25 protein-coding genes are annotated in these 25,984 nt (G+C 72.5%); 6 read left to right on the top strand and 19 right to left on the bottom strand.

Annotated features, from left to right (window positions below; genetic code table 11):
* Positions 1-54: 54 nt before the first annotated feature.
* The 15 genes from AOA12_RS18375 to AOA12_RS18305 all read right to left on the bottom strand — a co-directional run bounded on the left by AOA12_RS18375 (position 55) and on the right by AOA12_RS18305 (position 13,702).
* Positions 55-1,311, bottom strand: coding sequence for an ABC transporter substrate-binding protein (locus tag AOA12_RS18375; RefSeq protein ID WP_156366578.1), 1,257 nt, complete (start codon positions 1,309-1,311; stop codon positions 55-57).
* Positions 1,298-2,473, bottom strand: coding sequence for a branched-chain amino acid ABC transporter permease (locus AOA12_RS18370; RefSeq protein ID WP_054686162.1), 1,176 nt, complete (start codon positions 2,471-2,473; stop codon positions 1,298-1,300). Before AOA12_RS18370 ends, AOA12_RS18375 begins: the two co-directional genes overlap by 14 nt.
* Positions 2,466-3,350, bottom strand: a complete 885-nt coding sequence (locus AOA12_RS18365) for a branched-chain amino acid ABC transporter permease (RefSeq protein ID WP_054686159.1) — start codon at positions 3,348-3,350, stop codon at positions 2,466-2,468. The genes AOA12_RS18370 and AOA12_RS18365 overlap by 8 nt, the downstream gene beginning before the upstream one ends.
* On the bottom strand, positions 3,347-4,141 hold the full coding sequence (locus tag AOA12_RS18360) for an ABC transporter ATP-binding protein (RefSeq protein WP_231637127.1): 795 nt from the start codon (positions 4,139-4,141) through the stop codon (positions 3,347-3,349). Before AOA12_RS18360 ends, AOA12_RS18365 begins: the two co-directional genes overlap by 4 nt.
* Positions 4,138-4,923 (bottom strand): ABC transporter ATP-binding protein, encoded by a 786-nt coding sequence (locus AOA12_RS18355; protein ID WP_054686154.1) that lies wholly within the window; start codon positions 4,921-4,923, stop codon positions 4,138-4,140. Before AOA12_RS18355 ends, AOA12_RS18360 begins: the two co-directional genes overlap by 4 nt.
* A 155-nt stretch (positions 4,924-5,078) precedes the next feature.
* Positions 5,079-6,089 carry a 4-hydroxy-2-oxovalerate aldolase gene (gene dmpG / locus AOA12_RS18350; RefSeq protein WP_054686151.1) on the bottom strand — a complete coding sequence of 337 codons (1,011 nt, stop codon included), beginning with the start codon at positions 6,087-6,089 and terminating at the stop codon, positions 5,079-5,081.
* Positions 6,086-7,042 (bottom strand): acetaldehyde dehydrogenase (acetylating), encoded by a 957-nt coding sequence (locus AOA12_RS18345; protein WP_054686148.1) that lies wholly within the window; start codon positions 7,040-7,042, stop codon positions 6,086-6,088. Before AOA12_RS18345 ends, dmpG begins: the two co-directional genes overlap by 4 nt.
* 2 nt (positions 7,043-7,044) lie before the next feature.
* Positions 7,045-7,461 (bottom strand): hypothetical protein, encoded by a 417-nt coding sequence (locus AOA12_RS18340; protein ID WP_054686145.1) that lies wholly within the window; start codon positions 7,459-7,461, stop codon positions 7,045-7,047.
* Positions 7,458-8,297: an SDR family NAD(P)-dependent oxidoreductase gene (locus tag AOA12_RS18335; protein WP_054686142.1), complete on the bottom strand. Its 840-nt coding sequence runs from the start codon at positions 8,295-8,297 to the stop codon at positions 7,458-7,460. The genes AOA12_RS18340 and AOA12_RS18335 overlap by 4 nt, the downstream gene beginning before the upstream one ends.
* A complete protein-coding gene (locus AOA12_RS18330) occupies positions 8,294-9,148 on the bottom strand; it encodes an alpha/beta fold hydrolase (RefSeq protein ID WP_054686139.1) in 855 nt (284 codons plus the stop codon). Before AOA12_RS18330 ends, AOA12_RS18335 begins: the two co-directional genes overlap by 4 nt.
* 26 nt (positions 9,149-9,174) lie before the next feature.
* Positions 9,175-9,774 (bottom strand): aromatic-ring-hydroxylating dioxygenase subunit beta, encoded by a 600-nt coding sequence (locus AOA12_RS18325; protein ID WP_231637126.1) that lies wholly within the window; start codon positions 9,772-9,774, stop codon positions 9,175-9,177.
* A gap of 67 nt (positions 9,775-9,841) precedes the next feature.
* Positions 9,842-11,071, bottom strand: coding sequence for an NAD(P)/FAD-dependent oxidoreductase (locus AOA12_RS18320; RefSeq protein ID WP_054686136.1), 1,230 nt, complete (start codon positions 11,069-11,071; stop codon positions 9,842-9,844).
* On the bottom strand, positions 11,068-11,409 hold the full coding sequence (locus AOA12_RS18315; protein ID WP_054686133.1) for a bifunctional 3-phenylpropionate/cinnamic acid dioxygenase ferredoxin subunit: 342 nt from the start codon (positions 11,407-11,409) through the stop codon (positions 11,068-11,070). Before AOA12_RS18315 ends, AOA12_RS18320 begins: the two co-directional genes overlap by 4 nt.
* Positions 11,406-12,767 (bottom strand): SRPBCC family protein, encoded by a 1,362-nt coding sequence (locus AOA12_RS18310; RefSeq protein WP_054686130.1) that lies wholly within the window; start codon positions 12,765-12,767, stop codon positions 11,406-11,408. Before AOA12_RS18310 ends, AOA12_RS18315 begins: the two co-directional genes overlap by 4 nt.
* Positions 12,764-13,702, bottom strand: a complete 939-nt coding sequence (locus tag AOA12_RS18305; protein WP_231637125.1) for a 2-keto-4-pentenoate hydratase — start codon at positions 13,700-13,702, stop codon at positions 12,764-12,766. The genes AOA12_RS18310 and AOA12_RS18305 overlap by 4 nt, the downstream gene beginning before the upstream one ends.
* Between AOA12_RS18305 and AOA12_RS18300 the strand changes: the two genes are divergently transcribed.
* Positions 13,701-14,681 (top strand): zinc-binding dehydrogenase, encoded by a 981-nt coding sequence (locus tag AOA12_RS18300; RefSeq protein ID WP_054686123.1) that lies wholly within the window; start codon positions 13,701-13,703, stop codon positions 14,679-14,681. The genes AOA12_RS18305 and AOA12_RS18300 overlap by 2 nt on opposite strands.
* Here AOA12_RS18300 and AOA12_RS18295 read toward each other — a convergent pair.
* Complete coding sequence (locus tag AOA12_RS18295; protein WP_054686121.1) at positions 14,678-15,253, bottom strand: XRE family transcriptional regulator; 576 nt, start codon at positions 15,251-15,253, stop codon at positions 14,678-14,680. The two genes, AOA12_RS18300 and AOA12_RS18295, sit on opposite strands and share 4 nt — an antisense overlap.
* Positions 15,254-15,372: 119 nt before the next feature.
* Between AOA12_RS18295 and AOA12_RS18290 the strand changes: the two genes are divergently transcribed.
* Entirely contained in the window at positions 15,373-16,194 is an 822-nt protein-coding gene (locus tag AOA12_RS18290; protein ID WP_231637124.1) for an IclR family transcriptional regulator, read from the top strand.
* A gap of 31 nt (positions 16,195-16,225) precedes the next feature.
* Here the strand turns inward: AOA12_RS18290 and AOA12_RS18285 are convergent, their stop codons facing one another.
* The 3 genes from AOA12_RS18285 to AOA12_RS18275 all read right to left on the bottom strand — a co-directional run bounded on the left by AOA12_RS18285 (position 16,226) and on the right by AOA12_RS18275 (position 20,423).
* A complete protein-coding gene (locus AOA12_RS18285) occupies positions 16,226-17,224 on the bottom strand; it encodes a VOC family protein (RefSeq protein ID WP_054686117.1) in 999 nt (332 codons plus the stop codon).
* A 16-nt stretch (positions 17,225-17,240) separates the two neighbouring features.
* Positions 17,241-18,866, bottom strand: a complete 1,626-nt coding sequence (locus tag AOA12_RS18280) for an acyl-CoA synthetase (RefSeq protein ID WP_197280982.1) — start codon at positions 18,864-18,866, stop codon at positions 17,241-17,243.
* Between the two features lie 162 nt (positions 18,867-19,028).
* Complete coding sequence (locus tag AOA12_RS18275; protein WP_054686109.1) at positions 19,029-20,423, bottom strand: MFS transporter; 1,395 nt, start codon at positions 20,421-20,423, stop codon at positions 19,029-19,031.
* Between the two features lie 111 nt (positions 20,424-20,534).
* Here AOA12_RS18275 and AOA12_RS18270 point away from each other — a divergent pair, with 111 nt between their 5' ends.
* The 4 genes from AOA12_RS18270 (at position 20,535) to AOA12_RS18255 (ending at position 25,672) form a co-directional block, all read left to right on the top strand.
* On the top strand, positions 20,535-21,278 hold the full coding sequence (locus AOA12_RS18270) for a GNAT family N-acetyltransferase (protein WP_054687219.1): 744 nt from the start codon (positions 20,535-20,537) through the stop codon (positions 21,276-21,278).
* 4 nt (positions 21,279-21,282) lie between these two features.
* Complete coding sequence (gene menC / locus AOA12_RS18265; protein WP_054686105.1) at positions 21,283-22,428, top strand: o-succinylbenzoate synthase; 1,146 nt, start codon at positions 21,283-21,285, stop codon at positions 22,426-22,428.
* 66 nt (positions 22,429-22,494) lie between these two features.
* Complete coding sequence (locus AOA12_RS18260) at positions 22,495-24,183, top strand: AAA family ATPase (protein ID WP_156366576.1); 1,689 nt, start codon at positions 22,495-22,497, stop codon at positions 24,181-24,183.
* Positions 24,184-24,190: 7 nt separating this feature from the next.
* On the top strand, positions 24,191-25,672 hold the full coding sequence (locus tag AOA12_RS18255) for a hypothetical protein (protein ID WP_054686099.1): 1,482 nt from the start codon (positions 24,191-24,193) through the stop codon (positions 25,670-25,672).
* The last annotated feature ends 312 nt before the right edge of the window (positions 25,673-25,984 follow it).

Raw genomic sequence — 25,984 nt, 5'->3', positions numbered from 1 at the left:
GCCCGGAACGACGGAGGGGGCGAGGATGCCGGCATCCCGCCCCCTCCGTCGTCGTCATTCCGTGAAGCCCGCGGCCAGCTCCGACTCGAACAGGTCCTGCTCGATCTTCAGGCCGCCCGGCACGTCGGGGGCGACGCGCAGGATGTAGCTCTCGCGCGAGGACGTGAGCCCCGCGTCGGCGAAGCTCAGGGCGGGGAAGATGCCCGTCTCGATCTCGGGCAGGCCGCGCAGCGCCTCGATCGTGCCCGCGCGGGTGAGGTCGCCCGCCGCGCAGGCGGCGTCCAGCGCCTGGCCGAACACGCTCGCCACGGCGTACCCGTAGTTGACGAAGATCGTCGGGTTGCCGTCGGGGAACGTCTCGCCGTAGGCCGTCTCGATGGCCTGCGCCTCGGCGCTCTCCGCGGCGAACGGCGAGTACGACACCGTCACGTAGAGCCGGTCGACGAGGGCCTGGGCGGCCGGCGTGTCCAGCAGTGCGGGGTCGAAGCCGGGGCCGTTCGACAGGATCGGCACGTCGAGCCCGAGAGAGGTGCCCACCGACGCGACCGACGCCGTCTGGCGCGGACCGGCGCTCACGACGATGGCCGTGACGTCCTCGGCCGCGAGCTGCGTGATCTGCGCGGTCAGGTCGGTCGCGCTCGGCTCGACCTGCACGGCGACGACGTCGATGCCGGTCTGCTCCCCGAAGTAGCGGGAGCCGACGAGCGCGTTCTCTCCGAAGTCGCCCGGGAAGTGCACGTGGCCGATGGTGTCGCCGGCCGCGATGAGGCCTTCGTCGAGCAGGTACTGGAGCCCGTTGATGACGTCCAGCGGGTAGATCGTGCCGGCGACGACGATCGGGTCGGAGCCGAGGAAGTCGCTCGACCACGAGGCGATGAACGCGGGGATGTCGTCGGCCTCGAGCTCTCCCTTGAGCCCGTTGACGATCGGCGAGCCGAGCAGCTGCACCAGGCCGAGCACGTCGGGCTCGATCTCGCTGAACTGCGAGACCGCCGTCTGCACGTCATGGCCGTGGTCGCGCACGACGAGCTCGACGTCGCGGCCGCAGATGCCGCCGTCGGCGTTGCGCTGCTCGAAGTAGAGCTGGTTGCCCTGGGCCAGGGTGTTGCCCAGCGCCGCATACACGCCGGACTGGTCGGTGAGAACCCCGAGCGTGATCGTGTCGGCGGTGACGCCGACATCGGTCAGCAGGGCGTCGTCCGGGTCCGCGGGCTGGTCTCCGCCGCCGGCGCGCGGGCTGCACGCCGTGAGCGCGAGAGCGATGCCGAGGGCTCCGGCGCCCGCGGCGAGCATCGTCCTAGTGAGTCGCACTGTGTTTCCTTTCCTGGTGCTCCGGCGGGGTGGCCGCCGGCTGCTGTGTGTGTGCCGGGCCGTCTCCGGGCTTCTTCCCGCTTCTGCGCCGCCTGATCGCGGCCGCAGTGCGACGGCTGAGCTGTGCGAGCCCGCCGGGCTCGAGGATGATGATCGCCACGACGAGCACGCCGAAGACGATCGATGCGACGGTCGTCGCGTCGTAGCCCCCCGAGCCGCCGGCGGCGAGGATGCCGAGTCCCGAGGCGAGGCGGTCGAGCACCAGCGGGAGCGCCGTGACGATGAAGGCTCCGCCCACGGCCCCGCCGATCGAGCCGAGCCCGCCGATGAGCGCCATCACGAGGTAGTTGATCGACAGGATGAGGCCGAAGTACTGCGGCACGACATAGCCGAACGCGAGAGCCGTGAGCACGCCGGCGGCGCCCGCGAAGGCGGAGGAGAGCACGAAGGCGGAGGCCTTGTAGTGCTGCACCGGGATGCCGAGTGCCGATGCCGCGGCCTGATTGTCGCGCACCATCGTGAGAGCCCGACCGGGTCGCCCGCGGGTGATGCCGTACGCGAAGTGCATCGCAACGACGAGCGCGATGATGGCGACGAACCAGAGCCGTTCGCGCGCCCCGAACGGCACGCCGAGGACGTCGAACGCGGGAGACCGGCCGGTCAGCTCGAAGCCGAGGAGCTCGAGCGGGGTGACGCTGCGGCCGTTCGATCCGCCCGTGACGGGTACGAGGTTGCGCAGCAGGTGCTGGCCGATGAACACGAGCCCGAGCGACGCGACGCCCAGGTACAGGCCGCGCAGACGCGCGGCGACGGGACTGAACGCGAGGCCCGCCAGCGCCGAGATCGCGATGGCGACCGGGGCCGCGAGCAGCGTCGGCCAGCCGAGGCCCGAGACGCCGCTCTCGCTCGGCGGCCCGGCCAGGTAGGCGTAGGCGTAGGCGCCGATCGCGATGAAGAACGCGTGGGCGAGCGAGAGCTGGCCGGCCGTGCCGACGAGGATCGTGAGACCGATCGCGCCGACCGCGGCGGCCATCGACAGGACGCCGATGATGAGCCAGGAGCCGTCGAGGTAGAACGGCACGGCGGCGAGGGCGAGCGCGAGCGTGAGCAGGCCGACGGCGCGCGCGACACGGCTGCGGGTGGAGGTGGTGGGGTCAGACACGGAGTCGCTCCTTCGTGCCGAAGAGGCCGCTGGGTCGGACGAGCAGGAAGACGATCATGACGATGTACGGGGTGACGTCGCCGATGCCCTCGCCGAGGAACCCGAGCGACGAGGCGTAGCCGGTCACGAGGGTCTGGGAGACGCCGACGATGAGGCCGCCGAGGATGGCGCCCTCGCTCGAGTCGAGGCCGCCGATGATGACGGCGGGGATGGCGTTGAACGCGAGCAGATGCGCGGAGTGCTCCAGCCCCGGGTTGGGGAACATCGCGAGGAACAGGCCCGCGACGGCGGCCAGTGCTCCGCCGATCAGCCACGACACCATCGCGACCTGTCGCTGGCTGATGCCCATGAGCGCGGCGGTCTCGGGGTCGGCCGCCGATGCGCGCATGCGGATGCCGAAGCGCGTCCTGCGGAACACCAGGAAGAACAGGGCGATGAGCACGACGCACACGATGAGGGCGGCCACCCGCGCGACGGGCACGGTCGCCCCGAAGACGCTGATCGTGCGGTCTCCCCACGGGTCGCCGACCGTGAGGATGCGGGTGCCGATCAGCCGCGCGAGCTCGGCGGCGAGGATGACCTCGAGGCCGACCGTGAGGATCGTGAGCACGAGGTGGTCGCCCCGGGGGGCGAGGGCCACGATGCGCTGCAGGATCACCGCGAGCAGCCCGGCCGATGCGATGCCGACGGTGGCGGCGGCCCAGAACCCGAGCGGACCCGACAGCTGCGCCGTGACGTAGACGCCCAGGAGCATCACGCCGCCCTGGGCGAGGTTGAACACGCGGGTGCCCTTGAAGATCGTCACGAAGCTGAGGGCGATGAGGCCGTAGATCGCGCCGAGCGAGAGGCCGAGGATGAGGAGCTGGACGAGTCTCACGGTGCGAGGCCTTCCTTGAGTGCGGCGTCGGGGTCGCCGAGGTAGGCGGCGACGACGGCCGGGTCCGCGCGGACCTCGGCGGGAGTGCCGTCGGCGATGCGCCGGCCGAAGTCGAGGACCGTGATCCTGTCGGCGATGCCCATGATCAGCGGCATGTCGTGCTCCACGATGATCACGGTGATGCCGAGCGAGTCGCGGATGGAGCGGACGATGCCGGCGATCTCGCGCTTCTCGTTCGCGGGCATGCCCGCGACGGGCTCGTCGAGCAGCAGCAGCCGCGGCTCGGAGGCGAGCGCCCGCGCGAGCTCGACCTTCTTGCGCCCGCCGTAGGAGAGCGTCCCGGCCGGTGCGTCGAGCACGTCGTCGAGGCCCACGAACGAGGCGATCTCGCGCACGCGGGCACGGTGACGGGTCTCTTCGCGGCGGGCCGGCGGGAGGCCGATCGCAGCGCCGGCGAAGCCCGTGCGCATGAGCCGGTGCCTGCCGACCATGACGTTGTCGATCACGCTCGCGTGGCCGACGAGCGCGATGTTCTGGAACGCGCGGCCGACGCCCTTCTCCGCGATCTGGTACGGGTGGAGACCCGTCGTCTCCTCGCCCCCGATCAGCACCCGGCCGGAGGCGACCCGGTACAGGCCGGAGACGACGTTGAACATCGACGACTTGCCGGCTCCGTTGGGGCCGATGACGGCGTGGATGCTTCCCGGGCTCACCGAGAACGACACGCCGTCGAGCGCGGTCGTGCCGCCGAAGCGCAGCGTGACGTCGTGGACGGCGAGATCGAGGCTCACTCCTCCCACCTCCCCAGGGTCGCGGTCGATCGGATCGGCGCCTCGTCCTCGTCGTCGGAGGAGCCGCCGAGGTACATGCGCGTGATGTCCTCGCTGTCGCGCAGCTCCTGCGCGGGGCCGTGCAGGGAGACGACGCCGCGCTCGAGCACGACGCCCTCGTCGGCGATGCCGAGCGCCATCGCGGCGTTCTGCTCGACGAGGACGATCGTCGTGCCGTCGGCGTTGATCCGCGTGAGCGCCGAGGCGATGCGGCTCACCGCCTGCGGCGCGAGGCCCAGCGAGGGCTCGTCGAGGAGCAGGATGCGCGGGCCGCTCATGAGCCCTCGTGCGATCGCGAGCATCTGCTGCTCGCCGCCGGAGAGGAGCCCCGCGTGCTGGGCGCGTCGGCGGCCCAGCACCTCGAACATGGCGTAGGACCGATCGAGGCGTTCGGCCCGGACGGATGCCTTGCGCACCGTCGCGGCGCCCGCCAGCAGGTTCTCCTCGATGCTCAGCTCGCCGAACACGTGGCGGCCCTCGGGCACGAGGGCGAGGCCCTCGGCGACGATGCGGTGCGGGTGCAGCCGCTCGATGCGGGTGCCGGCGAGCTCGATCGTGCCGCTCGTGCGGGTGCCGCCGTGGTAGGCGAGGGTCCCCGAGGCGGCGCGCATGAGCGTGGTCTTGCCGGCGCCGTTGCCGCCGATGACGGCGACGACGGCGCCGTCGGGGACGACGAGGGAGACGTCGTCCACGGCGCGCACGCCCGCGCCGTAGCGGACGCTCACGTCGGTGAATCGGAGCATGCCACTCCCTTTCTGGTGAGCGCCGCCGTCGAGTCCGGCGGCGCTGTCGGGCTTCGGAAGGACTCTCGCGAGCGTCGCTGCGAGCCGCAACGCGATGTCTCGCCAGACGGAACGTGTGGCGGCGGTCGGGGGCGGGGGCGGCCGGGAGGGCCGCGTCAGCCCCGGGCGGCGACGAGGTCGAGGGCGACGTCGGTGATCATGTCCTCCTGGCCGCCGATGAGCTTGCGGCTGCCGACCTCGACGAGGATGTCGCGGGCGTCGAGCCCGTAGCGGCGCGCGGCGCGTTCGGCATGCCGCAGGAAGCTCGAGTACGCCCCTGCGTAGCCGACCGACAGCGTCTCGCGGTCGACCTGCACGGGACGGTCGTGGAGCGGCCGGATGAGGTCGTCCGCGGCATCCTGCAGCGCGAACAGGTCGGCGCCGACGTCCCACCCCTGAAGCCTGGCGACGGCGACGAACGGCTCGATGGGGGTGTTCCCCGCACCCGCGCCGTGGCCCGCGAGCGATGCGTCGACCCGGTGGGCGCCCTCCTCCACGGCCACGACGGAGTTCGCGACCGCGAGCGACAGGTTCTGGTGCGCGTGGATGCCGATCTGGGTGCGGGGGTCGAGCACGTCGCGGTAGGCGCGCACGCGCTCGCGGACGCCGTCGAGGGTGAGCCTGCCGGCCGAGTCGGTCACGTACACGCAGTGCGCGCCATAGGACTCCATGAGCTTCGCCTGCTGCGCGAGGGCGGCGGCATCGGTCAGATGGCTCATCATGAGGAAGCCCGACACGTCCATGCCCCACTCGCGGGCCGCCGCGATGTGCTGGGCGGCCACATCGGCCTCGGTCGAGTGCGTGGCGACCCGTACCGAGCGCACGCCCAGATCGAACGCCCGCCTCAGCTCGTGCAGCGTGCCGATCCCGGGCAGGATCAGGGTCGTCAGCACCGCGTGCTCGATCGCTCCCGCGGCCGCCTCGATCCACTCCTCGTCGGTGTGCGATCCGGGGCCGTAGGTGAGCGACGAGCCGGCGAGGCCGTCTCCGTGCGCGACCTCGATGGCGTCGACGCCGGCCCGGTCCAGGGCGCCGGCGATCTCCGCGACCTTCTCGGGGGTGATCCGGTGCCGGATCGCATGCATGCCGTCGCGCAGCGTCACATCCTGCAGGTACACCGTCGTCATGCCGCCGTCTCCTTCTCGCGCGCCGCCAGCACGAGCCGTTCCGCGGCCCTCAGCGCGGCGCTGGTCATGATGTCGAGGTTGCCCGCGTACGCGGGCAGGTACATCGCCGCGCCCTCCACCTCGAGGAACACGCTCACGCGCGTGTAGCCCCCTGGGAGGACCCGGTCCGCCGGCACGAGGGCGTCGAGCTCCGCGTCCTCGTCGCTGAACTGCACGGCCTGCTTGAGCCGGTAGCCGGGCACGTACTCCGCGACCTGCTCCACCCGCGCCTGCACGGCGTCGGCGATCGCGGTGCGCGCCTGCTCGTCGAGCCTCGCGGTCAGCACCTGCACGGTGTCGCGCATGATCATGGGCGGCTCCGCCGGGTTCAGCACGATGATCGCCTTGCCCCGCGCGGCACCCCCCACGGCCTCGATCGCGGCCGACGTCGTCTCGGTGAACTCGTCGATGTTCGCCCGCGTCCCCGGGCCCGCCGACTTCGAGGCGATCGACGCAACGATCTCGCCGTAGAGCACAGGCGTCACCTCCGAGATCGCCGCCACGATCGGGATCGTCGCCTGTCCGCCGCAGGTCACCATGTTGACGTCCTGCGCGTCGAGGTGCTCTCCGAGGTTCACGGCGGGCACGACGTAGGGGCCGATCGCCGCGGGCGTCAGGTCGACGAGCCGCTTTCCGAGGGGCAGCAGTCTTTCGGCGTTCTTCTTGTGGGCCGACGCGCTCGTCGCGTCGAACACGACCCCGATCTCGTCGAACTGCGGGCTCGCGACGAGACCCTCGACGCCCTCGTGCGTCGTCTCGAAGCCGAGACGCGACGCCCGGGCGAGCCCGTCCGAGGTGGGGTCGATGCCCACCATGACGCCCATCTCGAGCACGTCCGAGAGCCGGATGATCTTGAGCATCAGATCGGTGCCGATGTTGCCCGGCCCGATGATGGCGACCTTCGTCTTGGCCATTCCTACTCCTTCAGGGGGATCTCGTCGAGGATGTGCGGCTGCGCGAGCACCCAGTCGGGCTCGGTCACGAGCAGCGAGAACCCGCCGCTGCGCGTCTCGACGTCGACGACGAAGCGGAAGCCGCCGTCTTCGGCCCAGCCGATCGCGCCGAGGTCGCCCTCGGCGACCGCGATCACGACGCGACGGCACCGCTCGTCGGCCGCCAGCACGTCGGCCGCGACACGTGCGAGCTCGGCGGGGGCGGGCCGCCCCTCGACCAGCAGCTCGCGGTCGTGGGTCCCCGCCGGGTAGGCGTCGACGAGCTCGCCGGCGCGGGCGTGCCGTACGCCGATCCGCGTGGCCGCGCCCGCGGCATCCCTCGTCTCGAAGACCGCGTCCAGGCCGCTGGGCAGCGTCGCGGCGATGTCGTGTGCGCTCACAGGTCGTCTCCTCCCGCCGCCGTCGCGAAGCCGCGCACGCCGATCCCGCCGTCGGCGTTGAGGACGGCGCCCGTGATGACGCCCGCCTCGCGCCGCGAGGCCAGGAGCACGTACGGTCCGGTCGAGTCGTCGGGATCCGTGCTCGCGTCGTGCAGCGGCAGCCACATGTTGGGGCCGGTCCCCTCGCGCCTCGCGAAGGACTGCTCGATGGAACGGCCGGCCAGCCCCGCCGACGCCGGCCCGCGCAGGTCGGTGCGCAGGCCGCCGATCGCGACGCCGTTGACGCGCACCTTGGGGGCCAGCTCGTAGGCGAGCTGCGTCACGAGCCCGCGCGCGGCGTGCTTGGCGGCCGTGTACACGGGCCCGCCGCCCGCCGGGTAGAACGCGGCGTTGGAGAGCGTCATGACGATGCTCCCCCTCGTCTTGACGAGCTCGGGCCACGCGACCGACACCGTGAGCAGATAGCCCTTGACGTTGATGTCGAACAGCTCGTCGTAGATCGCCGAGATCTCCTGCGGCGTCGTCCCGCTGATCGACCGGTTGAAGTCCCAGATGCCGGCGTTGGGCACCAGCACGTCGAGTCTGCCGAAGCGTGCGACGGTCGTCGCCACGGCCTCCTGCAGGTCGTCGACCGAGCGCACGTCGCCCGGGACCGGCAGCAGACGCGAGGCGTCGTGGCCCGCCGCCTCGGCGACCGTGCGCAGCCGGTCGAGGTCGCGTCCGAACACCGCGACGCCGGCCGCGCCCTCCCGGAGGAAGCGCAGCGCGACGGCGCGTCCGATGCCCGAGCCGCCCCCCGTCACGAGGGCGACGTCGCCCTCCAGCCAGCCGGTCACGCCGGACCGCTCAGGAAATCGCTCACGAGCCGCTCGAAGTCGCGCTTCTTCTCGACCTGCACCCAGTGGCCGCATCCGCCGAACACGTGCAGCTGCACGCGGCGGATGTTCCTCAGCATGATCCAGGCGCCGTCGAGCGTGATCGTGCGGTCGTCGCGTCCCCACAGCAGCAGGGTCGGGGCCGTGATCCGGTCGAGGTCCTTCCACAGAGGGTCCATGCCGCCGCGCGTGGCGAAGGCCGCGTTGTAGAGGTGGTAGAACGCGATGTGGCTCTCGTCGAGCGACGCCTCGTAGCGGGCCCGGATGCTCGCGTCGTCGAACAGCCGGGGGTTCGCGACCATCGTGCGCACGAAGCTCTTCATCTTCGCGACCGTGGGGCCCTCGCCGTTGTAGTAGCGGAACATCTCCTTCTGGCCCTCGGTGGGCGTGGGGCCCGAGGGGAGCCAGCCGCCGCCGGGCGCCATGAGCACGAGCCGGGTCACCCGGTCGGGCTGAGCGATCGCCATGCCCAGCGCCGCCGCGCCGCCCAGCGAGTTGCCGAGCAGGTGGAAGCGTTCGATGCCGAGGGCGTCGAGCGCCTGGTAGAGGGCGTCGACGGTGATCTCGGTGATGGAGCGCTCGGCGAGATCGGCCTCGGTCGGCCGGTAGCTGCCGCCGAAGCCCGGCTGGTCGGGGAGGATCACCTGGAATCCGGCGAACGCCTCGAGGTTGTCGCGGTAGTTCGCGAGCGCGCTTGCGCCGGGGCCGCCCCCGTGCAGGAGCACGAGGGGCTCGCCCTCGCCGACGATCGTCACGGCGATGTCGCCGAGCGTCGTCGCGACGGTGCGGGTGTGGAGTGCTGTGGCAGCCATGGTCTTCCGTTCGTGTCGGGGAGGGCTCAGAAGAACGTGCTGATGTTCTTCATCTGCAGCACGTTCTGCTCGAACAGGAGCGTGCGCTTGACCACCTCGAAGCCGTGCGCGCCGGTGCGGCGGAGCACGTCGGTGCGGCCTCCGGCGTAGATGTCGGTCTCGGTGTGCAGTCGGTTGCGGTAGACGAGGAAGGCGCTGCGCGCCTGGAGCAGGCCGTCGCTGCGCTCGCGCACGGAGACGTTGGAGACGAGGTGGCGCGTGCGGCTGGGCGGGTCCTCCGCCCAGGCCATCCCCGAGTCGTACCGGCGGATGCGCCACGCCAGCGACTCCTTCGTCTCGTCGTAGAAGGCCGCCTCGCCCGGTGCCGATATCGCGAGCGCCTGCTGGCGGCGCAGCCGGTTGGTGCGCGTGGGCGCCCAGTAGTGCAGATCGTCGGCGAGCATCTCGAGCCAGTCGGCGAAGCGGCCGTCGTCGAGGAACTCCGCCTCGAGGCAGTAGAACTGGCCCACCTCGAAGTGCGTCGTGATGTCGGCGAGACGCATCCCGTCGATCTCGTCGTCGAGGATGCCGGGCGACACCGATGTCGCCCCGTTGAGCGTCGCCGGGTTCAGGAAGCTGTCGGACATGGCTTCATCCCACTTCGTGTCTCGGGCGCCTTCAACCGGTCGTTCCGGCCGTCGGCACGGTCGGCGGTCATCGTGCGGCGCGCAGGAGCGTGCGCAGCGACACGCCGGGGTCGGCGAGCTCCCGGGGCGTCACGGGCACGCGACGGTCGATGAGGCGCCGGGCCGCGCGCACCGTGTTGTTGTCGTCGACGGCGGCGGCCCCCGCCAGCATCCCGTCCTCGACGAGGAACACGGCGGGGTGCTCGCCGCCCTCCCGGACGACGATCTCGCCGGGGCCGGTGAGCCGGCCGGTGGCCTCCAGGTGCACCCCGTGGCGGTCGGACCAGAACCACGAGGCGCCGCGCTCCGGCGGCTCCAGGCCCAGGATGGCGCAGGCGGCGTGCTGGCCGCCCAGCTGGGCGGCCTCCCAATGCTCCTCGCGGCGGTGCAGCGTGCCGTCGTCGTCGCGGAGGCGGGCGACGTCGCCCGCCGCGTAGACGCCGGGAGCGGAGGTCTCGTGGCGCGGCGTGACGACGATGCCGCCGTCCACCTCGATGCCGGCGCTCTCGGCCAGCCCGGTCTCGGGGACGATGCCGATGCCGACGACGACGAGGTCGGCCGGATGCCGGCCTCCGTCGTCGAGGACGACGGAGAGGCCGTCGACGTCGGCCTCGATCGCGGCCGTGACGCCGACGACGACCTCGATGCCGCGCGCGGCGTGCATGTCGTGCAGGCGGCGGGCGAGGATCTCGCCGACGGCGGGCGCGAGCGGCACCTCCACCGGGTCGACGAGGGTGACCGTGGCGCCCGTGGCATGCAGCGCCGAGGCGAGCTCGGCGCCGATGAGCCCCGCGCCGACCACGACGACGCGGGAGCCCGCGCGCACGCCCGCGCGCAGTGCCGCGGCGTCGTCATAGGTGCGCAGCAGCTGCACGCCCGGCAGGTCGGCGCCCGGGACGCGCAGGGCACGGCCGCGTCCTCCCGTGGCGATCAGGACGGTGTCGGCGGGGAGGACCGTGCCGTCGTCGAGGGTCACCGCCAGGGTCTCGGGGTCGAGCGCCGTCGCGGCACGGCCGAACAGCGCGTCGATCCGCAGCTCGGCGAGCTCGTCCTCGTTCGCGAACGAGAGGCGCGTCAGCGAGAACGTCTCCGAGAAGAGGTCTTTGCTCAGCGGAGGCCGGTCATAGGCCGCGGGCTCTGGATCGACGATCGTGAGGGGACCGTCGTGGCCGAGGGCGCGCAGCCTCTCCGCGGCGCTGTAGCCGGCCAGCCCTCCGCCGACGATCACGACGCGCCCGGCCTCGCGAGGCGCGCTCATGGCGCGAGCCGTTCGGGGTTGGGGACGACGAGGATCCTGTCGCCGTCCAGGATGACGCGGTGGCAGGCGACGTCGACCGTCGCCGGCATCGACTGCACCGACCCGTCCCTCAGGCAGAACTTGCCCGCGTGCAGAGGGCACTCGACGACGCCGTCCTCGATCCAGCCCTCGGCGAGGGAGGCGGTCTCGTGGGTGCAGGTGTCGTCGAGGGCGAAGAACTCGCCGCCGTCGTTGAAGACGGCGATGTCGTCGACCGTGCCGGTGACGGCCGCGTCGATCCTGATCGCCTCCCCCTCGGGGATGTCCGCCGCCTCCGCCACGAAGATCCCGTCGCTCATCGCTGCTCCTCGTGCCAGGCGGGGGTGTTCATGAGCTCGGCCCAGCGCGCGTAGAACCGGCGGCCGGCGGCGTCGCTGTAGAGCTCGCTCGTCGACCCGGGGTACACGCCGTCCTCGCGCTCGCCGCCCAGTCCCATCTGGTAGTTCAGCGGCACCGTGTTGGTGCGCCAGCCGTGCGAGATGGCCTGCACCTCGCTCCAGTTCTCCCCGTCGTCCTGCTCGAAGATGCCGGAGGGGCCGAACGTGCGCAGGTTGTACAGCCGCTGCGCGGTGCGCACCTCTTCGGGCATCGACGCGTCGAGCACCGTCCAGGCCCACACCTCCATCTCGTCGGGACCCTTGGGGTGCCAGACCCGGATCGAGCCGTTGACGGGCAGGTACGAGAAGTTCGGGAAGACCGTCGCGTGCCCCGTCGTGAGGGGGCCTTCGACGCGGGCCTGGCCGAGCCGTTCGCGCAGCGCCTCGTAGTCGTAGAACTCGTGCACCGGCTGCGCGTCGAAGCGGCTCTTGGGGTGGGTGGGGAACCCCGTGCCGTTGCCCCGCTCGTCGGAGTACTGGCGGCCGGGGGTGTTCGCGATCTCGGCCTTGGGCCCCTTGCCCGTGGGGGAGAGCACCATGAGCGCCGACGCGTGCGACATGTTGACGTGGTACCAGTCGGTGCCGAACTGCTCGGCGGCGAGCTTCCAGTTGCCCTTGAGCACCCACTTGGTGATGCCGCCGACGATCGTCGTGCCCTCGGAGTCGCGGTCGAGGAAGGCCTCCATGTAGTACTTCATGTCGCCCAGCTGCTCGAGCAGGGGCGGCGCCTCGGGGTTCCACGTCGCGAAGACGAGGCCCAGCACGGTGTCGAGCTGTGCGACCTCGACGAGGCCCCACTGCGAGCGGTCCCAGGTGCTGCCGGGGTAGCCGTCCTCGTTCGGCACGCTGATGAGCTTGCCCTCGAGGTCGAAGGACCAGCCGTGGTAGGTGCAGGTGAAGGCGCGCGTCGCGCCGTAGTCGGCGCGCAGCACGCGGGCGCCGCGGTGACGGCAGGAGTTGAGGAACGCGCGGATGCGGCCGGACTTGTCCTTCGTGACGATGACGGGGTCCTCGCCCATGTACGTCGTGAAGAAGTCGCCGGGCCTCTTCAGCTGCTCGACGTGTCCGAGGAAGAGCCAGCTCGGCGCGAAGACGCGTGCCAGCTCCTGCCGGTAGAGGCGCTGGTCGGTGAACACCGAACGGTCGATGAGGCCGTTGGCCGCGTCGACGAGACCGGAGACGTCGATCGCGGGCGCGAGCTCGGCGGGTCGGCAGAGGTCGCCGGTCGGGAACGCCGGACGCTCGCCTTCGTGCGTGCTCGGCAGTCGGGTGATGGTCATCGGGATGCCTCGCTTCCTTGTGATGTCGAGGTGAGGGAGACCGGGGGGAGGCCGTCGGCGTGCGCGGTCCACCGCGCGCCCGGGACGAGCGGGACGGATGCCGCGACCGCGCCGGCGAGGACGACGTCGCCGGCCAGGAAGCGGTCGCCGTACGCGCCGATGGCCTTCGCGAGCCAGTGCAGCGCGTGGAGGGGGTCGCCGAGCACGGCCGATCCGGGGCCCGAGCACGCTTCCTCGCCGTCGCGGACGAGGGTGATGACGGTGCCGGGCAGCTCCCGCCGCAGCCGCGACGTGGCCGGCACGACGTCGCCGTGCACGATGCGGGCGCTCGACGCGTTGTCGGCGACCGTGTCGACGAGCGTGATCCGCCAGTCGGCGACGCGGGAGTCGATGATCTCCAGGGCGAGGGCGACGCCGTCGATCGCGTCCTCCAGCGCGGTCGGGGAGGGCGAGACCGGCAGGTCTCTCCCGATGCGGAAGGCGAACTCCGCCTCCACGCGCGGCGCGATGAGGGCTGAGACGTCGAGGGCGCCGCCGTTCGCGAGCACCATGCGGTCGGTGACGGCCCCGAAGTCGGGCTGGTCGACGCCGAGCTGCTGCTGCATGGGGAGGGAGGTGAGCCCGATCTTGCGGCCCACGATGCGCTCTCCCGCCTCGACGCGGCGCCGGACGCCGATGCGCTGGACGGCGTAGGCGTCCTCCACGGTCAGTCCCGGCCAGGTCTGCGAGGGCGGTGCGATCGGCGTGCGCGCGATCTCTGCGGCGCGGAGGGCGTCGGCGATCGCGGCGAGCGCCGTGTGGTCGCGGGCGATGTCGGTGGTCACCCCGTCATGGTCGGCCATGCGCCGCCGGCGCGCGACGCGTCGTGCCGGACGGCGGCACGACGCGTCGGACGCGGCGTCGACGGGCGCAGGATCGTAGGCGGAGGAACACATGCGAGCTGCTGTCGCCATCGCCCAGGACGCCGAGGACCCGATCCGGGGGCTCCGTCTCACCGAGGTGCCCGATCCCGAGCCCCGCGCGGGGTGGACGCGGGTCCGCGTGCACGCGGCCTCGCTCAACCCGCACGACACGTGGACGCTGCGCGGGGTGGGCCATCCCGCCGAGCGCCTGCCCGTCGTGCTCGGCTGCGATGCCGCGGGCGTGACCGACGACGGGCGGGAGGTCGTCATCCATCCCGTCATGGGCGACGCCGCACGCGGCGGCGGCGACGTCACGCTCGATCCGCGGCGGGCGCTGCTGTCGGAGACCATCGACGGCACGCTCGCCGATCTGCTGCTCGTCCCCGATGCGCTCGTGGTGCCCAAGCCGGCGTCGCTGAGCTTCGCGGAGGCCGCGTGCCTCGGGGTCGCGTGGGGCACGGCGTATCGCATGCTGTTCACGCGCGCGGGTCTCACGGCCGGCGATCGCGTGCTCGTGCAGGGCGGGAGCGGCGGCGTGGGGAGCGCCGCGATCGCGCTCGCGGCGGCGGCCGGCGCGCGCGTCTATGCGACGGCCCGCACCGACGACAAGCGCCGCTTCGCACGGGAGCGCGGCGCGGTCGAGGTGCTCGAGCCCGGCGCTCGCCTGCCCGAACGGGTCGACGTCGTCGTCGAGACGGTGGGCGCGGCGACGTGGGGGCACTCCCTGCGGGCGCTGCGGCCCGGCGGCACGGTCGTCATCGCGGGCGCGACGAGCGGAGGCATGCCTCCCGCCGAGCTGCAGCGCGTCTTCTACCAGCAGCTGCGCATCGTCGGCTCGACGGGCTGCACGCGCGCCGAGTTCGAGTCGCTCCTGCGGATGCTCGACACCACCGGCATCCGCCCCGTGGCCGAGACGATCCGTTTCGATGAGATCCCCGACGGCTTCCGCCGGCTGCTCGCCGGAGACGTGCTCGGCAAGATCGTCGTCGACCTGACCGACGGGCGTGCCTAGATCGCTCGGTCGGCGCCCGTCATCGACAGCTGGGGCGCCGTCGTGCAGACGAAGACGAGCGCGACGGGGCTGATCGCCTCGAACGTGCCGGCGGCGTCGGCGGGGAAGCGCACGAAGTCGCCGGTCTGCGCCGCCACGGGGCTCTGCTCGGGCCCGAGGAGGACGGCGCCGTCGAGCACGTAGCAGTGCCGCAGCGAGCCGCGGCCGCGGACGCGCGGCCGGAAGGGCCCGCGGGCCGCCTCCAGCCGCAGCACGGCGTTGATGACGTAGCCGGAGCCGAAGGCCTGATCGAGCGGCCGCAGGTCGATGCCGCCCTGCTGCTGCCAGCGGGCCGCGCCGCCGCGGTTGACGAGGATCTCGGTGCCCAGCTCGGTCATGAGGGCGCGTGCGCTCACCTCGAGCGCGTCCGCGAGCCGGTCCAGCGTCTCCACGGTGGGGTTGCTGTCCCCCGACTCGAGGGCGGCGATCGTCTGTTTCGCTAGACCGGACCGCCGTGCGAGGGCACCCATCGAGAGCTCCCGTTCCTCTCGGAAACGCTTGACATTGCGGGAGATGATGTCGCGAGAGGCCATCAGGCGGAACGCTCCTTCCGAGCGGAGATCGTCTGTTTCAGCATACCTGCCGCGTTGTCGATCGAGGATGCGCGCCTCACACTGTCAGCAACGACGCATCGCCGAGGACCCGCTCGGCGATGCACGCCGACATCAACGCGGATGGGAGCACGGCGATGGAGGGAACGGAACGGCGCGGCCGCGACGAGCGCACCGCGGTCGACAAGGCGGTCAGCGTCCTCAGGGCGTTCGGCGGCGACGCGCATCTCGGCCTGGGGGTCAGCGAGCTGGCGCGCCGAGCCGGCCTGAGCAAGTCGACGACCTTTCGCCTGCTCGGCATGCTCGAGCGCAACGGCGTCGTCGAACGGGCCGGCACGGCGTACCGTCTCGGCCGGGTCGTGCAGGAGCTGGGCGCCCAGGCGAGCACGCCCGGGCAGGACCGCGTGCGAGACCTGCTGACCCCCTTTCTCGCCGACCTGTACGAGGCGACCCACATGACCGTGCAGCTGGCCGTGCTGAGCGGCTCGCACGTCATCTACCTCAACAAGCTCGAGGGCCATCAGCGTCTGCGCACCCCGAGCCGCATCGGCGGGCACATGCCGGCGTACTGCACCGCCGTCGGCAAGATCCTGCTCTCCCACGACGCCGAGGCGATCGAGGCGACGCTGCGCAGCCCGCGGCACGCCTGGACCGCGAACACGATCGTCGAGGAGGAGGCGCTCTCCCGCGAGCTGTGGCGGGCCCGTCGCGACGGCGTCGCCGTCGACCGCGGCGAGTCGCTCGACACGCTGGCGTGCGTCGCGGCCCCCGTCCTGGGCCGCGGCGGCGCGCCGGTCGCGGCGATCTCGATCTCGGGCGACGCGGCGAGCTTCCACGTCGCGAACTACGAGCCGATGCTGCGCCGCGTCTGCCTGGCCGCCTCGCGTCTCGTCACGAACGTGCGATCGGCCGGGGCCGCGTGAGGCGGAGCCGGCCGATCGCGGTCGGGGCGGGCTATCTCAGGCCCGCCGACGGGGTCGTCTCGAGGCTGCGGGCGGTGCCCTCGAACAGGAACGGGTCGCCGTACCACGTGAGCCCGTCGGGGAAGCTCTCCCGCTCCCACTTGATCGGCTCCCAGTCGGGATCGAAGATCAGGTAGCCGCCCGCGTAGATCTCGACGCGGTGGCCCGAGCCCGGGTCGTTCACGTAGAGGTACATGGCCTGCCCGATGCCGTGCTTGCCGGGGCCCAGGTCGAACGTGACGTCGTAGTCGCGCAGGACGTCGGCGGCGGTGAGCACGTCCGAGAAGTCCTGCAGGTTGAAGGCGACGTGGTGCAGCTGGCTCTTCTTGCCGAACGCGTTCGCGACCATCGCGAGGTCGTGCACCTGCGGCGTGACCGACATCCACGACGCGAGCACGGTCGTGTCGTCGCGGTGCAGCGCGTACTCGCGGCGCTGGAAGCCGAGGTTGTCGCGGACCCACTGCTCGGCCTGGTTGATGGTCTCGCGCGTGGTCTGCACGTTGAAGTGATCGATGCGGCGCACGCCCAGGCCGCGACGCTTGGAGCTGTTGCTGGGCAGCTTCGAGCGGATCTCCTCGGGGGCCTGCGGCTTGTCGATGTCGTAGTACAGCTCGAAGGGGTGCTCGCTGCCGGGCACGAGGAAGCGCACCGCGGTGCCGCGGCCCGCCTCGGCGCCCGCGGCGACCTCGACGGTCTCGATCTCCTGGCGCGCGAACTCCTCGGCGAACAGCTCGACGTCCTGCGGGCGCTTCACGCGGAAGCTGAAGGAGTTGACGATGTCCTCGTCCTGCTGACGCAGCACGAGCGAGTGGTGGGTGAGCTCCTGGAAGCCGCGCAGGTAGGCGGTGTCCCCGTCGCGGAGGACCACCTCCATGCCCAGCAGATCGCCGAAGAAGTGCAATGACTTCTCCAGGTCCCTGGTGCCCAGGTTGATCGCGCCGCACTGGGCGACCTGCGGGCCCGGATCGTATCGGTCGGAGAGCTTGGCCATGTGCCTGCGGTTCCTTTCAGGATTTCTCGGAGGGGACGCGGACCGTCTCGGTGAACGGCGGTGTCGCGACGGTGGATATCCGCGCCGACTCCAGCTCGTGCACGAGCGCCCGGATGAGGGGCTTGTCGAGCTTGCCGGCGCCGTTGCGCGGGATGTCGGCCTGCACGACGAGACGGGTGGGGAGCTTGTAGCGGGCGAGGTGGGCGCCCAGGTAGGCGCGCACCTCGTCGAGCGTCAGCTCGGCGCCGTCGAACGTCACGACGGCGCACACCGCCTCGCCCCACTTCTCGTCGGGCACGCCGACGACGGCGACGTCGGCGACGAGCGGGTGCGCGTTGAGCACGTTCTCGATCTCGGCCGGGTACACGTTCTCGCCGCCGGAGATGATCATGTCCTTGAGGCGGTCGACGATGTAGAGGTACCCGTCCTCGTCGGCGTAGCCGAGGTCGCCCGTGCGGAACCAGCCGTCCGGCGTGAAGACCGCCGCGGTCGCCTCGGGGTTGTTCCAGTAGCCGCGCGACACGTTCGGCCCGTGCACCCAGAACTCGCCCGTGTGCCCCTTCTCGGCATCCTGCAGCGTCACAGGGTCGACCACGCGCACGCGCGTGTAGGGCATGGGGATGCCGCACGAGCCGAGCTTCTCGGTGGTCTTCGCGGCCTCCAGGTACGTCGAGAACGGCGCCGTCTCGGTGAGTCCCCACGCCTGCTGCAGGGAGACGCCCTTCTGCGCGTAGGTGGCGATGAGCGCGGGCGGCACGGGCGCCCCGGCCACGATCGTGGAGCGCAGCGCCGACAGGTCGGCGTCGCCGAACCCGGGCTGGCGCTGGATGCCGGCGAGCATGGCGGGCACGAGGAACATGCTGTTGACCCGGCGGGAGACGAGATCGTCGAGAGCCTGGGCGGGATCGAACGTGCGACGCACGACGAGGGTCCCGCCGCGCGTGATCGTGCGCAGGGAGAGGGCGTTGAACCCCCCGATGTGGAACAGCGGCGCGACGGCGAGGCTGACGTCGCCTGCGCGCGTGTCGACGACGGAGTCGACGTTGACCCAGTTCCACCAGAGGTTGCCGTGCGTGAGCATGACCCCCTTCGCGCGGCCGGTCGTCCCCGAGGTGTACAGCAGGGCCGCGAGGTCGTGGGCGGTCTGCGGCAGGTGGGGCGGGATCGATCCGTGGCGGTCGCGGAAGGCGGAGAACGGCTCCCACGGGCCCTCGGGCTCGGCGTGCTGCACGAGCGGGTCGTCGTCGACCAGCAGCGCGTGACGGATGGAGAGCTCGTCGAGCGCCGCGCCGACGGTCGCCGCCTGCATCGGCTCGGCGACGAGCACGTCGGGCCGCGCGTCCTCGAGGACCGCCCTCACCTCGGGGCCGGCCAGCCGGAAGTTCAGGGGAAGGAACGCGGCGCCGACCCAGATCGAGGCGAAGCAGGTGACGAGGAAGGTGAGGCTGTTCAGCCCGGCGTAGGCGACGCGGTCGCCCGGCCCGACGCCGTCGGCGCGCAGTCCGGCGGCGAACCGGCCGCTGAGGGTCAGCAGCTCGCGATAGGTGACCTCGCGGTCCTCGTACACGACCGCCACGCTCTCGCCGTGGACGCGCGCGTGCCGTGCGATCTGGGTGACGGCGCTGATGTCGACATCGTTCAACGCAGGGCTCCTCTCCGGGAACGGCATCGTTCTCGGTAAGAGCATGACCGCTCGCGTCCGGCGCGACGGCCTCGCGTGCCGGAGCGCGGAACGGGCGACGTGCGGCGCGTCGTCGCCGTCGGTCCCCGGTCGTCCCGGAACGGCGCCGTCCGGCGCCGCCCCTCACTCCGGCAGCGAGGGGTGCGCCTCCCCGACGGGGCGGGCGGGGATGAAGGCGGCGATGATCAGCGCGATCAGGGCGGCCGCGCCGCCGAACACGAAGGTGAGCTGGAACGCGGCGTGCGTCGGCACCTGCACGCCGCCCTGGGTCGTCGAGAGGGTGGCGAGCGTCGCGCCGACGGCGGCGGCCGCCGCGCTCGTGCCGAGCGAGCGGCAGAGCGCGTTGAGGCCGTTCGAGGCGCCCGTCTCGCTCTGCGGCACGGAGCGCATGATGAGCATCGGCATGGCCGCGTAGCCGAAGCCGATGCCGATGCCGATCAGGATGTTGGCGACGAGCATGTGCCACACCTCGGTCGACAGCACGAGGCTGAACGAGTAGGCGGCGATGAGGGCGACGGCGCCGAAGATGAGCAGGCGGCGCGGGCCGACCGTGCGGGAGAGGTGGCCCGAGTACGGCGACAGCAGCATCATCACGAGGCCCGACGGCATGATGACGAAGCTCGTCGCGATGAGCGAGAGCCCCAGACCCATCGGCGGCGGCAGCTCGAGCAGCTGCGGGTAGGACACGTTCGACGCGAACAGCGCGAAGCCCATCGCGATGGACGCCAGGTTGGTCAGCAGCACGGGCCGGCGCACCGCGACGCGCAGGTTGAGCAGGGGCGCGTCGATGCGCAGCTCGTACCAGCCCCAGACGAGCAGCACCGCGATGCCGCCCAGTCCGCACGCGAGCACGATGGGCGAGGTCCATCCCCACTCGTTGCCGCGCGAGATCGCGAGCAGCACGCCGGTGAGGCCGATCGCGAGGCCGATGGCGCCGACCCCGTCGAAGCGCCCGCCGGTGCGCAGCACGCTGACGGGAACGATCCACAGCACGAGCACGAACACGACGACGCCGATGCCGGCCGACAGCCAGAACAGCGCGTGCCAGTCGGTGTACTCCGTGACGAAGGCGCTGATCGGCAGCCCGATCGCGCCGCCGACGCCGAGCGTCGCGCTGATGAGGGCGATCGCCGACTCGACGCGGTCGTGGTGCAGCACGTCGCGCAGGATCGAGATGCCGAGGGGGATGACGCCCGTCACGGCGCCCTGCAGCGTGCGGCCGACGATGAGGCCGATCATCTCCCCGGACAGCGCCGCGATGACCGAGCCGAGGACGAGCGTCGCGACGAGCGCCAGCACGACGCGACGCTTGCCGTACATGTCGCCGAGCCGGCCCGAGATGGGCGTCATGACCGCGGCCGCGAGCAGCGTCGCGGTGACGACCCACGCGGTGTCCTCCCGGCTCGCGTGCAGGAGCTCGGGGAGCCGAGCCTGGATCGGCACGACGAGCGTGAACATGAACGACGACGAGAGGCCGGCGATCGCGAGCACCGCGACGATGGCCCCCTGCGGCGGCATCCGGGTCAGCCGTCTGCGCGCTCGTTGCTCGTCAGGGGGATCGTCCGCCATCACATGCCCAGGTTATCGTTTCCGACAGTGGCGGGCGCGGCGCACGATACCGTGGTGCTCATGACGGCGCACGGCGAGGCCCCCGCGGGTATCGAGGCGAGGCCGCTGGAGACCATGGACCAGCTGGTCGAGGCCGGCCGGGTGCTCGCCGCGTACTGGGGCGGGGACGACGGAGGGATGCCGCCGAACCTGCTGCGCGCGCTCGCGCACACCGGCAACTACGTCGTCGGCCTGTACGACGGCGACCGGATGGTCGGCGCCTCGGCCGCGTTCTTCGCCGAGCCCGCGGCGCGGTCGATGCACTCGCACGTCACGGCCGTGCTGCCCGAGCACCGTGCCCGGGGCCTCGGGCGCGTGCTCAAGGAGCACCAGCGGCAGTGGGCCCTCGCCCGGTCGGTGGGACGGATCACCTGGACCTTCGATCCGCTCGTGGCCCGCAACGCGCACTTCAACCTCGCGGTGCTGGGCGCGACCGTGACCGAGTACCTCGTCGACCACTACGGGCAGATGGCCGACGCCGCCAACAGCGGCGACGAGACCGACCGCCTGTTCGTCACGTGGGCCGTGGCCGCCGCGCGGCCGCGCGATCCCGAGCCGGCCGAGGTCGTGGCATCCGTCGCCGTGCCGGGCGACATCGAGGCCATCCGCCGGACGGCGCCGTCGGATGCCGTGCGCTGGCGGCGCGAGGTGCGCGAGCGGTTCCTGGAGCTCGGCGCGCGGGGCCTCGTCGTGCGCGGCTTCGACCGTGAGCGCGGCTACCTGTTCACAGCGCCCCCGAGCCGGCCCCCGCACGGGAGGGCATGACGCCATGACCGCATCCGCGCTTCCGCCCGTCGCACTGCAGGCCGTCGAGCTGCGCGTGCTGCACCTGCCGCTCGTCGCCCCGTTCACCACGTCGTTCGGCACCGAGACGGTGCGCGAGGTCATCGTCGTGCGGGCGCGCACCGCCGACGGCGACGGCTGGGGCGAGATCGTGACGCAGCACGCGCCGCTGTACTCCAGCGAGTACACGCACGGCGCATGGGACGTCGCGCAGCGCTTCCTGGTCCCCGCGCTGCTCGAGCGCGGCACGCCCGCGTCCGGCCTGCTCCGGCCCGAGGCGGTCGCGGGCGTGCTGGAGCCGTTCGTGGGCCACCGCATGGTCAAGGCGGGGCTCGAGCTCGCCGTGCTCGACGCGTCGCTGCGCGCCGCGGGGCGCTCGCTCGCCGCCCACCTGGGGGCGGTGCACGAGACGATCCCGAGCGGGGTGAGCGTCGGCATCCAGCGCGATCCGGCGGCGCTCGTCGACGTCGTGCGCGGCTACCTCGACGAGGGCTACGTGCGCATCAAGATCAAGATCAAGCCCGGCCGCGACGTCGCCGACACCGCCGCCGTGCGCGCGGCGTTCGGCGACATCCCGCTGCAGGTCGACGCGAACTCCGCGTACACGCTCGCCGACGCCGACACGCTCGCCGAGCTCGACCGCTTCGGCCTGCTGCTCATCGAGCAGCCGCTGCAGGAGGACGACATCGTCGACCACGCGACGCTCGCGCGGCGGCTGCGCACGCCCGTGTGCCTCGACGAGTCGATCACGTCGCTCAAGGCGGCCCGCGACGCGCTCGCGCTGAACGCGGCATCCGTCGTCAACATCAAGGCGGGCCGGGTCGGCGGATACCTCGAGGCCGTGCGCATCCACGACCTGTGCCGCGAGGCGGGCGTGCCGGTGTGGTGCGGGGGCATGCTGGAGACCGGCATCGGGCGCGCGGCGAACGCCGCGCTCGCCGCGCTGCCGGGTTTCACGCTGCCCGGCGACGTGTCGGCGTCGAACAGGTTCTACGCACGCGATATCGTGACGGAGCCGATCGTTCTCGAAGACGGCCGGGTGCGCGTGCCCACGGGGGTGGGGATCGGCGTCGAGATCGACGCGGCCGCGCTCGACGAGGCGACGATCGAGCGCGTGGAGCTGCGGCGCTGACCGCCGGCGCCGACGGCGGGCCCGCGGCGGTCGCCGCGGGCGTCAAAACGGGGGGAAGATAGCAGAGTGACATTTTCGAGCAGGGCGTTACAGGCACTCGAACTGGTCCGACAGCAGCGTCCGGAGTTCCTCCGTGACGTCTCGTTCGATCGTGACGCGCACGACGGCTTCGTCGTCGTGGGCTCCGTGGATGCCGGCGGCGCCGTCTCGGTGCACGCCGAGTACGCGGACGCCGACCGCGAGGACCTGCCCGCGGAGCAGATGTCGCACAAGCGCTACGTCGCCGTGATGCTCGGCGGCGGCGCGGCGCACGTGATCGGGCAGGAGCTGCGCGAGCCGGGATCGGTCGTCAACGCGGTGCTGCGGCGCGTGTTCCAGGGGCTGCCCACGAAGGCGCGCGAGGACGTCGCCCGCCGCTACGACGACCCGGACGCCGACTGGGGCGACGGCAGCCGCGCCGCGCTGCCGGGCGTGCTCGCGTCGCTGTGGCGGCTGTTCCGCTGGGCGCAGGACCCCGACAACGTCCGCGGCCGGTTCGAGGTCGATCCCGCGTACGCGCAGTGGCTGCAGGAGTTCGACCACGACAGCCTCGTGATCGTCGCGAAGAGCTTCACGCGCCGTCCCGTCGACGCCGACGACGACGCGCCGCAGGGCGGCAGCGCGCTCTCGCGCGAGGTCGAGCGGCTGCTCGAGCGCCACAAGAACGTCGTCGTCGAGGGCGTCGCGGGCTCCGGCAAGTCGCACCTGCTCGAGGCGCTCGTCGGCACGTCGCGCCGCGCCGCGGCGGTCGCCCCCTACGCGGGGCACGACGAGGTCGTGGTGTTCCACCCGTCGACCTCGTACGAGGACTTCGTGTGCGGGCTGCGCCCGCGCCGCGACGGCGGCTTCGAGGGCGTCGCGGGCGTGTTCGTCGAGCTGTGCCAGCGCGCCGCGGAGGACCCCGACAACGGCTATCTGCTGTTCATCGACGAGATCAACCGCGCGAACACGGCGCGCGTGCTCGGCGACCTGCTGCTGCCGCTGGAGGCGAGCAAGCGTGCCCGTGCGCCGCGCGCCGCGGCATCCAGCGAGCTCTCCGACGCGGCCGAGGGCGGCGCCGTGCTGCGGTCTGCGCTGTTCGCGAGCAAGGCCGACATGGCCGAGCCCTATCCCACGGTGCGGCTGCAGACGCCGATCGTCGCGCCGACGGGCTCGCGGCTGGCCGCGCTCGCGGGCGACCGCGCGTTCTCGTACCTCGTCGTGCCCGACAACCTGCACGTGCTCGGCACGATGAACACGACCGACCGCTCGACGGGCACGATCGACCTCGCCCTGCGCCGTCGCTTCCAGTGGCTCACGGTCGAGCCGCTCGGCGCCGACGAGCTGCGCGCCGCGATCGAGGGCGAGTTCGACGCCGACTACGCGGCGACCCTGCGCACGCTCGTCGACGCGTACTCGGCCGCGAACGCGCGGCTGGAGCACCGCATCGGCCCCGACGCGCGGCTGGGGCACTCGTACTTCTTCCAGAAGGACGACTCGGGCGCCGGCATCGGCGCGCAGGAGATCGAGGCCGCGCTCACGGGCCAGCTCGCCGAGGTGCTCTACTCGTTCGGGCAGCGCGGCGACACCGACGCGGCGCCGTGGTGGCGCGGTCCGCACTATCGCGTCGTGCACGTGGGGCACGGCATCGGCGCACGCTGGCAGCGGGTCGCCGTCGGCGCGCCGGGCGCGCCCGGACAGCACGGGCCGCACGGACAGCACGTTGCCGTGGGATAGCGGCGCTGTGGCCGCGCGACGCACCGAGACCTGGCTGCAGGCCAGCGCGACGGGCAACGGCGTCGGCGTGAGCATCGTCGAGCACGACGACCGTCATCTCGTGATCACGGTGCTGCCCAAGCTGTGGCGGCGGGGCCGGTCGGTGTCGTGGCGGGTCGACGTGCGCGACGAGCCCGTGACGCACGTCGCCGTGTTCGAGCGCGACCGCGTCGTGCTGCCGCCCGAGTGGGCCGACGCGCTCCTCGACGCGGAGCAGGTGCTGGGACTGCCGCCCGGCGGACTGGACGGGCTCGGCGGGCTGAGCGGGCCGGGCGGGCTCGGCGGGCCGGATGCCGACGAGGGCGAGCACGAGCCGCTGTGGACGCCCGTCTTCCCCGGTCGCTCGTCGTCGCTGCGCCCCGCGGGCGACCTCGCCGACGTCTACGTGGGGCAGGGCGCCGTCGCCGCGTCGCGGGCGCCGGAGCACCTGTGGGAGCTGATCGAGGTCGCCGGCATCGAGCCGCCGCTGCCGGAGAGCTTCCCGTTCGGCGCGCTGCGGCACGCGTACCCGCGGCTGCGCGCCGTGTACATGCGCACGTTCCTGGAGCGGGTCGGCGCGGCGCTGCCGCACCGGCGCCCCCAGTACCTCGCGCGCGTCGAGCCGCTGGGCGTCGTGCGCGGGCGCATGGTCCCGCGCGACCTCATCGTGCGCGAGGCGACCGCGCGGCTGCCGGTCGTGTGCGAGTACGAGGAGCTGACGACCGACACGCCCCTGTGGCAGCGGGTGCGCGCGGCGCTGCTCGTGTGCGCGGGGCACTCGCACACCGGCATCCGCGACACGGCGGCGCTGCACGACGCGCGGCTCACCGACGTCTCGGTCGTGCCGATCCCGGTGGCCCGTGCGCTGGATGCGGGCGTGCTGCGCCGCGAGGAGCTGCGCGCGATCGACACGATGGCGCGCGCGATCCTCGACGACGCGATCGGGTTCGGCTCCGAGTCGGCGGCCGACCGGGGCATCGCGGTGTCGGTCAAGGTGCCCACGAGCCGCGTGTGGACGAGGCTCATCGTGCAGGCCGTCGACGGCTACGGCTTCACGGTGCCCGCGGAGCCGCTGCCGCTGGAGGTCTTCGAGGGGCAGGGGCACGCGCACCCCGACGTGCAGCTCGACCTGCCGGGGCGTCCCGCGGCGCTGCTCGTCGACGGCATCTACTCGCGCATCTCGGGGGAGTGGGCCAGCGTGAGCGGCAGCGCCCAGTATCAGATGCACGCGCTCGCGACGGCGGCGGGCTGCCCCGCGGTGATCGTCTACCCGGTCGCGCCCGTGCGGTCGCCCGTCGCGCCGCGCGCCGCGTCGATCGTGCGCGGCCGCCTCGGCACCGAGCGGCGCGTGCTCACGGGAACCGTGCCGCTGCCGTTCCCGATGCCCGGCCACCCCGCCATCCCCGTCGACCGCGCCGCGCTCGCCCGCATGCTGCGCCGCGAGTTCGCGGACGCCGCGTCGTCCCCCTGACCGCCCCGCGGACGCCGCGTCGTCCCCCTGACCGCCCGCGGGCGCGCCCGGTCGCGGGCGCAGCCGCCGTCGACCGGCCCGGATCGTGGGCGCTTCTTGCCGCTTCCCGGTGCGCCAAGCGACCACGGTCGCCCCCGATCCCGGGATGCCGGGAAATGGTGGGCGCCTGTTGTCGGGCCGGCGGATAGGTGGCGGCGATAAGCGTCCACGACTTCGGATGCCGGCATCCGCGCCGCTCGCGCAGTCGCGCCAGGGGAATGCGGCGAGGATGACGAAATGAAGCAGCGGAAGTCATGTGCGTGCGCGAGCGTC

This window comes from Microbacterium sp. No. 7 (genome assembly GCF_001314225.1).
In the GTDB taxonomy this organism is placed as follows: domain Bacteria; phylum Actinomycetota; class Actinomycetes; order Actinomycetales; family Microbacteriaceae; genus Microbacterium.
This window is presented reverse-complemented; position numbering and strand designations above follow the sequence as displayed.

Bases quoted from the DNA above. Each gene is read 5' to 3' on its own strand.
- AOA12_RS18355 (WP_054686154.1), bottom strand. From the start codon at position 4,923: ATGCTCCGATTCACCGACGTGAGCGTCCGCTACGGCGCGGGCGTGCGC.
- dmpG (WP_054686151.1), bottom strand. From the start codon at position 6,089: ATGACGACGGTGTACCTGCAGGATGTGACGCTGCGCGACGGCATGCAT.
- AOA12_RS18345 (WP_054686148.1), bottom strand. From the start codon at position 7,042: ATGGCCAAGACGAAGGTCGCCATCATCGGGCCGGGCAACATCGGCACC.
- AOA12_RS18330 (WP_054686139.1), bottom strand. From the start codon at position 9,148: ATGGCTGCCACAGCACTCCACACCCGCACCGTCGCGACGACGCTCGGC.
- AOA12_RS18325 (WP_231637126.1), bottom strand. From the start codon at position 9,774: ATGTCCGACAGCTTCCTGAACCCGGCGACGCTCAACGGGGCGACATCG.
- AOA12_RS18320 (WP_054686136.1), bottom strand. From the start codon at position 11,071: ATGAGCGCGCCTCGCGAGGCCGGGCGCGTCGTGATCGTCGGCGGAGGG.
- AOA12_RS18315 (WP_054686133.1), bottom strand. From the start codon at position 11,409: ATGAGCGACGGGATCTTCGTGGCGGAGGCGGCGGACATCCCCGAGGGG.
- AOA12_RS18310 (WP_054686130.1), bottom strand. From the start codon at position 12,767: ATGACCATCACCCGACTGCCGAGCACGCACGAAGGCGAGCGTCCGGCG.
- AOA12_RS18300 (WP_054686123.1), top strand. From the start codon at position 13,701: ATGCGAGCTGCTGTCGCCATCGCCCAGGACGCCGAGGACCCGATCCGG.
- AOA12_RS18305 (WP_231637125.1), bottom strand. From the start codon at position 13,702: ATGTGTTCCTCCGCCTACGATCCTGCGCCCGTCGACGCCGCGTCCGAC.
- AOA12_RS18295 (WP_054686121.1), bottom strand. From the start codon at position 15,253: ATGGCCTCTCGCGACATCATCTCCCGCAATGTCAAGCGTTTCCGAGAG.
- AOA12_RS18290 (WP_231637124.1), top strand. From the start codon at position 15,373: ATGCACGCCGACATCAACGCGGATGGGAGCACGGCGATGGAGGGAACG.
- AOA12_RS18285 (WP_054686117.1), bottom strand. From the start codon at position 17,224: ATGGCCAAGCTCTCCGACCGATACGATCCGGGCCCGCAGGTCGCCCAG.
- AOA12_RS18275 (WP_054686109.1), bottom strand. From the start codon at position 20,423: ATGCCGCCGCAGGGGGCCATCGTCGCGGTGCTCGCGATCGCCGGCCTC.
- AOA12_RS18270 (WP_054687219.1), top strand. From the start codon at position 20,535: ATGACGGCGCACGGCGAGGCCCCCGCGGGTATCGAGGCGAGGCCGCTG.
- menC (WP_054686105.1), top strand. From the start codon at position 21,283: ATGACCGCATCCGCGCTTCCGCCCGTCGCACTGCAGGCCGTCGAGCTG.